The sequence below is a fragment of the Amycolatopsis kentuckyensis genome, assembly GCF_002155975.1.
GTDB lineage: Bacteria > Actinomycetota > Actinomycetes > Mycobacteriales > Pseudonocardiaceae > Amycolatopsis > Amycolatopsis kentuckyensis.
The window spans coordinates 1-8,144 of sequence record NZ_MUMI01000389.1; the positions used below are offsets into that span (position 1 = coordinate 1).

General features: G+C 71.6%; 7 protein-coding genes. 5 read left to right on the forward strand and 2 right to left on the reverse strand.

Annotation, left to right across the window (positions count from 1 at the left end; all coding sequences use genetic code 11):
• Positions 1-218: 218 nt before the first annotated feature.
• A complete protein-coding gene (locus CCN39_RS32660; RefSeq protein ID WP_086848577.1) occupies positions 219-665 on the reverse strand; it encodes a MarR family winged helix-turn-helix transcriptional regulator in 447 nt (148 codons plus the stop codon).
• 100 nt (positions 666-765) lie between these two features.
• Between CCN39_RS32660 and CCN39_RS32665 the strand changes: the two genes are divergently transcribed.
• Together CCN39_RS32665 and CCN39_RS32670 are read left to right on the forward strand one after the other, a co-directional pair.
• Positions 766-1,905: a dipeptidase gene (locus CCN39_RS32665; RefSeq protein ID WP_086848566.1), complete on the forward strand. Its 1,140-nt coding sequence runs from the start codon at positions 766-768 to the stop codon at positions 1,903-1,905.
• Between the two features lie 46 nt (positions 1,906-1,951).
• Positions 1,952-2,359, forward strand: a complete 408-nt coding sequence (locus CCN39_RS32670) for a LapA family protein (protein ID WP_086848568.1) — start codon at positions 1,952-1,954, stop codon at positions 2,357-2,359.
• Here the strand turns inward: CCN39_RS32670 and CCN39_RS32675 are convergent.
• Positions 2,356-3,177: a maleylpyruvate isomerase family mycothiol-dependent enzyme gene (locus tag CCN39_RS32675; RefSeq protein WP_086848569.1), complete on the reverse strand. Its 822-nt coding sequence runs from the start codon at positions 3,175-3,177 to the stop codon at positions 2,356-2,358. The two genes, CCN39_RS32670 and CCN39_RS32675, sit on opposite strands and share 4 nt — an antisense overlap.
• Before the next feature lie 73 nt (positions 3,178-3,250).
• On the opposite strand from CCN39_RS32675, the gene CCN39_RS32680 reads away from it, so the two are divergent.
• From CCN39_RS32680 to CCN39_RS32690, 3 genes are all read left to right on the forward strand, one after another.
• The gene (locus CCN39_RS32680; protein WP_086848571.1) at positions 3,251-4,033 is read left to right on the forward strand and encodes an Abi-alpha family protein; all 783 of its coding nucleotides are present in this window, start codon (positions 3,251-3,253) and stop codon (positions 4,031-4,033) included.
• 4 nt (positions 4,034-4,037) lie between these two features.
• The gene (locus CCN39_RS32685; RefSeq protein WP_086848573.1) at positions 4,038-5,273 is read left to right on the forward strand and encodes a DUF445 domain-containing protein; all 1,236 of its coding nucleotides are present in this window, start codon (positions 4,038-4,040) and stop codon (positions 5,271-5,273) included.
• 107 nt (positions 5,274-5,380) lie between these two features.
• The coding region (locus CCN39_RS32690; RefSeq protein ID WP_086848575.1) for a patatin-like protein at positions 5,381-8,144 on the forward strand (2,764 nt) is incomplete at its 3' end.

The following is an 8,144-nucleotide window of genomic DNA, read 5'->3' on the forward strand; positions in this document are numbered from 1 at the left end:
CCCTCCGGCATCGGCCGGAGACCGATGGCGCCGCCGGCGGCCGCGAAGTAGAGGGTTCCGTCTTCGCCCTTCCCCGTCTGCTTCAGGCCGAGGGAGTCCGCGTAGAAGTGGCCGGCGCGTTCACTGTCGGTCACCGGAAGCATGGTCGTGATGGTCGATTCGGTCAGCATGGCTCTCATGGTGCGCCGTGACACGCACCGGACGTGACCTCGACTTTTTCAACGGTCGGAATTGAACGCGCGCAGTGTCCGCATCGCTTCGGCCAGTGCCGGGGCGTCCTCGCCGAGCGGGGTCAGCACGATCCGGCGCAGGATGTCCGCCGCCGCCGCGCGAGCCCGGTTCGCCACGTCCAGGCCGTGCTCGGTCAGCGACGCGAACGTGACGCGGCGGTCGTCGGGGCTGGGGATCCGGCGGATCAGGTCGGCCGCCACCAGGCGGTCCGCCACCTTCGTGAAGCCGCCGCTGGACAGCGCCGCTTCGGTGGCCAGGCGGGTCATCGGCATCCGGTGCTCGGGGGAGCGCACCAGCCGCAGCAGGATGTCGAACGACGCGGGCGCGAGCCCGAAGCGCTCGGCGATCTCGCCCATCAGCCTGTCCTGGGTGGCCAGGTAACCCTCGATGACCAGGCCCCACCAGGTGACGATCTCGTCGTCGTCGGTGTCCACGGAACGCACTTTACCGCAACACCTCGCCGGATTATTTCTTCCGAGGAAGATGTCAGCACGTTTGTACGAACCGTATACCGGGGGTCCCTACGATCGGCCGATGACTAACGAGGCACTACAGCGTGCTACGAAACTGCTGGACGCCGTCATCCTCGCCGACGGGCACAACGACCTGCCGTGGGAGCTGCGGCAGCACGGTGGCCCGAACCCGGTCGAGGCGGCCGCGTCCCTCGACCTGACCGTGCGGCAGCCCGCGCTGCACACCGACTTCCCGAAGCTCGCCGACGGGAAGCTCGGCATGCAGTTCTGGTCGGTGTACGTGCCCTGTGAGTTCGAAGGCCACAGCGCCGTGACCGCCGTCCTGGAACAGGTGGAAGTCGTCCACCAGCTGGTCGAGCGCTACCCCGACCGGCTCCGGCTGGTCACCACCGCGGACGAGGCCGAGGCCGCGTTCGCCGACGGCCGGATCGCCTCGCTGCTCGGTGCCGAGGGCGGCCACAGCATCGCCGAGTCGATCGGCGTGCTGCGGATCCTGCGCCGCCTCGGCGTCCGCTACATGACGCTGACGCACAACTTCAACACCACCTGGGCCGACGCGGGCACCGACGAGCCGGCCCACGGCGGGCTCACCGAGTTCGGCCGCGACATCGTGCGCGAGATGAACAAGATCGGCATGATGGTCGACCTGTCGCACGTCGCGCCGTCGACGATGCGGGCGGCGATCGAGGTCAGCTCGGTGCCGGTGATCTTCAGCCACTCCTCCTGCATCGCGGTGAACGACCACCCTCGCAACATCCCCGACGACGTCCTGGCCATGCTGCCCGGCAACGGCGGCGTCGCGATGATCACCTTCGTGCCCGCGTTCGTTTCGCCGAAGGTCGCGGCCTGGAACGAGCAGCTCGAAGCCGCGATGGCCGACGCCGGGCTGGAGTACCGGAACCTGTCGCTGCGCGGGAAGTTCGTCCAGGAGTGGGACGGCCCGCCGAAGCCGCTGGCCACCGTCGAGGACGTCGTCGCGCACGTCGAGCACGCCCGCGAGGTCGCCGGCATCGACCACATCGGGCTCGGCGGCGACTACGACGGCGTCGGCTCGCTGCCGGAGGGGCTGGAGGACACGTCCAAGTACCCGGTGTTGTTCGCGGCGCTGCTCGAGCGCGGGTGGAGTGAGGACGAGTGCGCGAAACTGGCCGGGAGGAACACGCTGCGCGTCCTGCGGGAGGTGGACGGCTTCGCCCGTTAGGGGGTTTGAGGCGGCGCTCCCCGCACGCCGGACGGACACTGGGCAGATGACGCACGCGCGCGGGGGCGCGGCCGACCGCCCCACCGGTCCCACCCACCACGACCTGCCCGAAGGCGCACTGGAACCCGCCGAGCTGCGGGCCGGCGACGTCCGCCCGGGCGCGGAGGAGGTGACGCCGGTGCGCCCGGCGCCGGCCAAACCCGCGGGCAAGGCCCGGCCGACGCGGATCAGCGGCACCTGGGTCGCGGTCATCGCCGGCCTGCTCGTCCTGGTCGTGCTGCTGGTCTTCATCCTGCAGAACCTCGACCCGGCGACGGTGCACTTCTTCGGCGCCGAAGGCAGCCTGCCGCTGGCCATCGCCATGCTGTTCTCGGCGATCGGCGGGGCGGTGCTGGTCGCCCTGATCGGCGGGGCCCGGATCCTGCAGCTGCGGAAGCAGGCGCGCCGCCGTTAGACGATGATCGAGGTCATCCCGAGCAGCAGCGCGCAAACGTTTTCGTCGCCGGAGGTCCGCACGCGGCCGAGGTCGGCCGCGTTGCGGGTGCAGAGCCGCCAGAACGTGTCGAGATCCGTCGTCACGGTGGCCAGCGGGGTGCGGGACGGCGGGGCGCCGCGGTCCAGCACCCAGCCGTCGCGCTCGCGGCGCGCGTGCCACTTGCCCTGGCCGGTCACCGTGTAGCCGACCTGCTTGCCGACGCGGGCGTCCACGTCACGCAGGGTGTGCGGCAGTGCCCGCATGAACGTGTCGGCGATCGGCTCGGCGTACTCCGCCTCCAGCGGCGTGTGCTCCAGGGCCTCGCGGATCTGGACGTGGTGGACCCAGAACTCCGAATAGTCGCGGGCCGCGTCCAGCCAGCGCGGCGCGGGCTCGTCGCCGGCCCAGCTCACCGGGCCGCCGAGGACGTCGAGGTCCAGCTGGGCCCAGAACTCCGTCGTCTGGCCCATGAACTCGTACAGCATCGTGAGCAGGACGTCCGTCGAGAGCCGGCGGCACGCGACGACCCACTCCTCGTTGATCCGGTCGATGAACCGGGGGAACGGCTCACCCGGACGGGGGGTGTCCGCCGGGTGGTTGTCCCGGCCGCGGGACAGCCGGCCGACCTTGTCACCCAGCAGGTGGGCGGCGACGTCCTTGACCGTCCAGCCCGCGCACATCGTCGGCCGCGTCCAGTCCTCCTCGGTGAGCGCGCCGAGCAGCGTCATCAGCGCCTGTTCCTCTTTGGAGAAGTACGGGAGGACGTCGATCGGCGGGCCCCAGCGCGTCGGACTCATGTGGGCATCCAAACACCTCCGTTCGGCCTACCCGCAGGTAGCATCACCCGCGTAAGCAGAGGGGAGTCCGCGGGTGAACGCAGAGCGACCGAACAGCCGAGGTGCCGCCGACGACGTGGCCGACCTGGCCCGCCGCGCCGGCCGGCTGGCGGGCTGGGCCGCGCGCACCGGCGTCGCGCTCGGCCGCAAGCTCCCCGGTGTCGAGACCGCGGAGCGCGGTGTGCGCGAGGTCGAGCGCCAGCTGCTGACCGAGCTGCGCCGCCGGCTCGACGAGGTCGACGACCCGTACCACGCGGCGCTCACCGCGGCGTCGGCGATGCACCGTCCCGCGGCCGTCGAAGCCACGGTCACGCTGGTGCCGGTGCGCGACAACCACGCCGAGCCGCTGCGCGCGGCGATGGCCGAGCTGCTCAACCACTCCATCGGCTTCGGCCGCGAGCGCGCCCGCGAATACTTCTACGCGATCATCCTCCGCCAGCTGACGCCGGACGAGGCGCGGATCCTGTCCGCGCTGTCCGACGGCTCGCCGTTCCCCGCCGTCGACGTCGTCGAGCGGACCGGCCTCGGCGGCAACGGCCGGGTCGTGCTGCGCAACGCCTCGACGGTCGGCAAGGCGGCCGGGGTTTCGCTGCCCGACCAGGTGCCCGGCTACGTCACCCGGCTGATCGGGCTCGGCCTGGTCGACCTCGACGAAGAGGTGCCGTCGCTGGAGACGCAGTACGAGATCCTGCTGACCGACGAGACGGTGCGCGAGGCGGAGAAGCACGTCCGGCGCGCGAAGTTCGTCCGGAGAACGATCCACGTCTCGCGCCTCGGCGCGCAGTTCTGGCAGGCCTGCGACCCGAGCTCGGGTTAGCGGGATGGGGGCCTTCTTCGCCGGCATCGCCGCCGACTTCGCCCAGCACTGGCCCCTCTACGTCTCGATCCCGATCGTCGCGGCGTTGATCGGCTACGGCACGAAGCTCGTGGCGATCCGCATGATGTTCCAGCCGGTGGAGTTCATCGGCGTCAAGCCGTTCCTGGGCTGGCAGGGCATCGTCCCGAAGCGCGCGGCGCGGATGGCGAGCATCGCCTGCGACACGATGACCGAGCAGCTGATCGAGCCGGCCGAGGTGGTGGCGCGGCTGGACGCCTCGCGCATCGCCCGGGAAATCGAGAAACCGCTGCTGGCGGGCATCGAGGACATCGTCCGCGAGGTGGCGGGGGCCTACCAGCCGGGGCTGTGGGAGTCCCTGCCGGTGCGGGTGCAGCGGCTGGTGATCGAGCGCGTCCAGCACGAGGCGCCGCGGATGGTCGCGGCGGTCCTCGACCTGATCAAGTCCGATGTGGACAGTGTGTTCGACCTCAAGGGCATGGTGGTCACCAGCCTGGTCAAGGACAAGCGGCTGCTGAACCGGATCTTCCAGGAGGCGGGCGCCGAGGAGTTCAAGTTCATCGCCCGGTCCGGCCTGGTGTTCGGCGGCGCGATCGGCGTGGTCCAGATGGTGGCGTGGGTGCTGTTCAAGTTCCCGCCGATCATGCCGGTGTTCGGCCTGTTCACCGGCTGGTTCACGGACTGGCTGGCCCTGCGCATGATCTTCTACCCGCTCGAGCCGCGCAGGTACTTCGGGGTGCAGTGGCAAGGCCTGTTCCTGAAGCGGCGCGCGGAGGTCGCGGAGGCGTACGGGTCGTTGATCGCGAAGGAGATCATCACCCCGCACAACGTCATCGAGGCGATCCTGCACGGGCCCCTGTCGGACCGGGTGCTGGCGTTGATCCAGCGCCAGCTCGACCGCGAGCTGGGCAGCGTCGCGAAGCCGCTGCTGGTGTTCGCGGTGGGCAGCCGCAAGTACCAGGACGTGAAGCTGGCGATCTCGTCCCAGATCATGTCCCGCCTGCCCGAGACGATGCGCTACATCGAGGACTACGCGACGGACGCGATGGACATCCGGAACGTGCTGGTGTCGAAGATGAAGCAGCTGTCGCCGAAGGAGTTCGAGAGGCTGCTGCGGCCGGCCTTCGAGCAGGACGAGTGGATTCTGATCGCGACGGGTGCGGTGCTGGGCTTCGCGGTCGGTGAAGCCCAGGTGCTGATCTTGGAGCACCTGGCGGCGTAAGCCCGGCCAGGCGGGTGAACAAGTCCACCCGAACGGCCGTACCCGCGGACGTATCTCCGGAGTCACTCTTCGCCTCTACTCTGCGTCGGGGAAGACGGGAGACTCCCATGGCCGAAACCGCGGAACCGTGGCAGCAGGAAATCCGGCTCGCGATGACCATGGTCGGCGGGGCCAGCCTGGCCATCTGGATGGGCGGGGTGGCCACCGAGACGTCGCAGCTGCTGCGGGAGTCTCGCAGCGAAAACGGCGGCCTTTACCGGACGCTGCTCGACCTCCTGCGGGCCAGCGTCTCGATCGACGTCCTCACCGGGACCAGTGCCGGCGGGATCAACGCCGCCTGTCTCGGCCTCGCTGAGGCCTTCGGCTCCACTCCGCAGGTCCTCCGGGACACCTGGATCACCACCGGCTCGCTGGAGAACCTGATCCGGGACGCCAAGGAAGCGCAGCCGCGGTCGGTGCTCGACGGGGATCGCGTGCTGCTCGGGGACGTCGAACGGGCGCTGCGGCAGATCACCGCCGACGGCACTCCGCCCACCGAGGAACCGGACATCACCGTGCTGCTCACCGGCACCATGATCGACGGTGAGACCACCCGGTTCGACGACGCGCTCGGGAACCTGGTGCGGGACACCGAACACCGGATGCTCTTCCGGTTCTGTGGTCCTCTGTGGACGATCGGGGTGGAGGGGCCGCTCGCGCTGGCCGCCCGCTCCACCGCGTCCTTCCCCGGCGCGTTCGAGCTGTCGCGGATGCCGATCGGCACCGGCGGCACCGATCGGCTGCACCCCGACATGACGCCCTACACCGAGCTGACCCGCTCGCACTGGCTCACCGACGGCGGGGTGCTGCTCAACAAGCCCCTGCGGCCCGCGCTGCGCGAGATCTTCGAGCGCACGTCGCACGCCGACGTCCGGCGGCTGCTGCTCTACGTCGTGCCGACCGGTGAAGGCTTCACCGACGCCGTCGAGTGCGATCCGGCGAACCCGCCGCTGCTGTCGAACGCCATGGCCAAGGTCGTCAACACCGTGATGAGCCAGTCGATCAGCGCCGAGCTGGACGACCTGACCCGGCACAACGACGCCGTGCTCCGGGCGCGGGACACCCGCGTCTCGCTGGCCGCGCTGGGCCTGCGTGGCGGGCCCGAATGCCTGGTCGACGCGCGCATCGCGGCCGCCTACCTCGAGCGGCGGACCGCCGAGGACGCCGCCGAGCTGGTGCGGGCCGCCGCCCGGCGGTACGCGCTGTCCGAGGCCGGCACCCCGGACCGCGACTGGGCGTCCGGGATGTCGCGGCAGCTGCGGGCGATCGCCGTGGCCGGGCTGAGCAGCGGCGTCCCCACCGGGCCGCCCGCCGCCGTCCTGCCGGTGGCGGACCTGGTCGGCTACCGGACGACCGCGCTCGACGACGCCGTCGCGACCGGCCTGCAGCTGGTCAACGCCGGGTTCCGGCTCCGGCCGGACGCCGACCGCGCGGCGACGCTCAACAACGCGCGGGCCCGGCTGCACGCGGCGCGCCGGACCGCCGGCCGCGGCGTGCGGCTGGCGCAGTGGGTGGCCGCGCACCCCGCGCCCGGCGCGAGCAGCACCCTCGAGGGGTGGATCCGCGAGCTCGCCGAGGAGTGGGCCGGGCTGGGCCGCTCGGCGGACGTCGCCGCGGCGTGGCCGAAGGTCGTCGCGGGACTGCGGGCGGCGGCGCCGACGTTGCGGGCGCTGGCCGACACCGCGCCCGAGAAGTCCGCCACCGTCACGACCCTGCTGAACTGGCTGGCGCTCGGCCCGGACGCCGCGGGCGGCGACGACGTCGTCCAGGCGCGGCTGCTCACCCTGCACGTGGCCACGCGCGGGCTGCTCGCGCAGGCGCCGTCGGTCGACCAGCGGGTGGACCTCGTGCAGGTCAGCGCCGATTCGCGGACGCTGCTGGACATGACGCGGCGCCGGTCGTGGGACAAGCTGACCGGGATGCAGGCGAGCTACTTCGGCGCGTTCTACAAGGCGTCCTGGCGGGCGAACGACTGGATGTGGGGCCGCGTCGACGGCGCCGGCTGGCTGGTCCAGTGCCTGCTCGACCCGGTCCGCCTCGAGACGCTGCGGGACATCGTCGGCCCCGAGCGGTTCCGCGACGAGCTCGTCGCCGCGCTCAAGCCCGCCTGGCGCAAGCCGGACGAGCTCGACCGGTGCACGCCGGCCGAAGTCGGGCAGCTGCGCGACCAGCTGACGGCCGAGCTGGCCTTCCTCGGCCTCGACGCCGACCTCGAACCGGTCGCGTTCGGTGACCACCGCCCGGTCAGCCTCCCGGTGACGGCCATGGTGCTGGCCCGGACGCGGCAGGCCGAAATCGCCGCGGAGGAGCTCCCGGTCGTCACGCTCGCGTCGCGCTACGACGCCGACGACCGCCCGGGCATCGGGAAAGCCCTGGCCGAAGACCTGCCCCGCGTCGACGTCGGCGCCGCGCAGGCTCAGTTCCAGGCCTGCCGCGTCTCGGCGGAAAAGCTCGACGGGGAGCAGGGCACCGCCCGGCTGACCCGGACGCTCGTCGCACTCGGTGCCGCCACGGTCAACGCCGGGACGGTCGCGTTCCGGCTGCCCGGTGGCTGGCCGCAGACCGTGGCGGGCCTGCTGCGGACGGTCGCCAGGAGCACGGCGAAGGTCTCGCAGGGCGCGTCCCGGCTCGGCACGGCCGGGTCGCTCGTGGCCGGTGTGCTGGCGCTGCTGGCCGGGCTGGTGATCGGCAACAACGGCGGCGCGGTGCTGCAGTGGGTCGGCCTCCCGGTTCTCGCCGGTGCGGTCGTCTACCTGGCGACGGCGCTGCTCACGACGGGCCACAAGGTGCGGTGGCTGTTCGCGACGCTCGGGGTGCTGGTCGTGGCGGCGC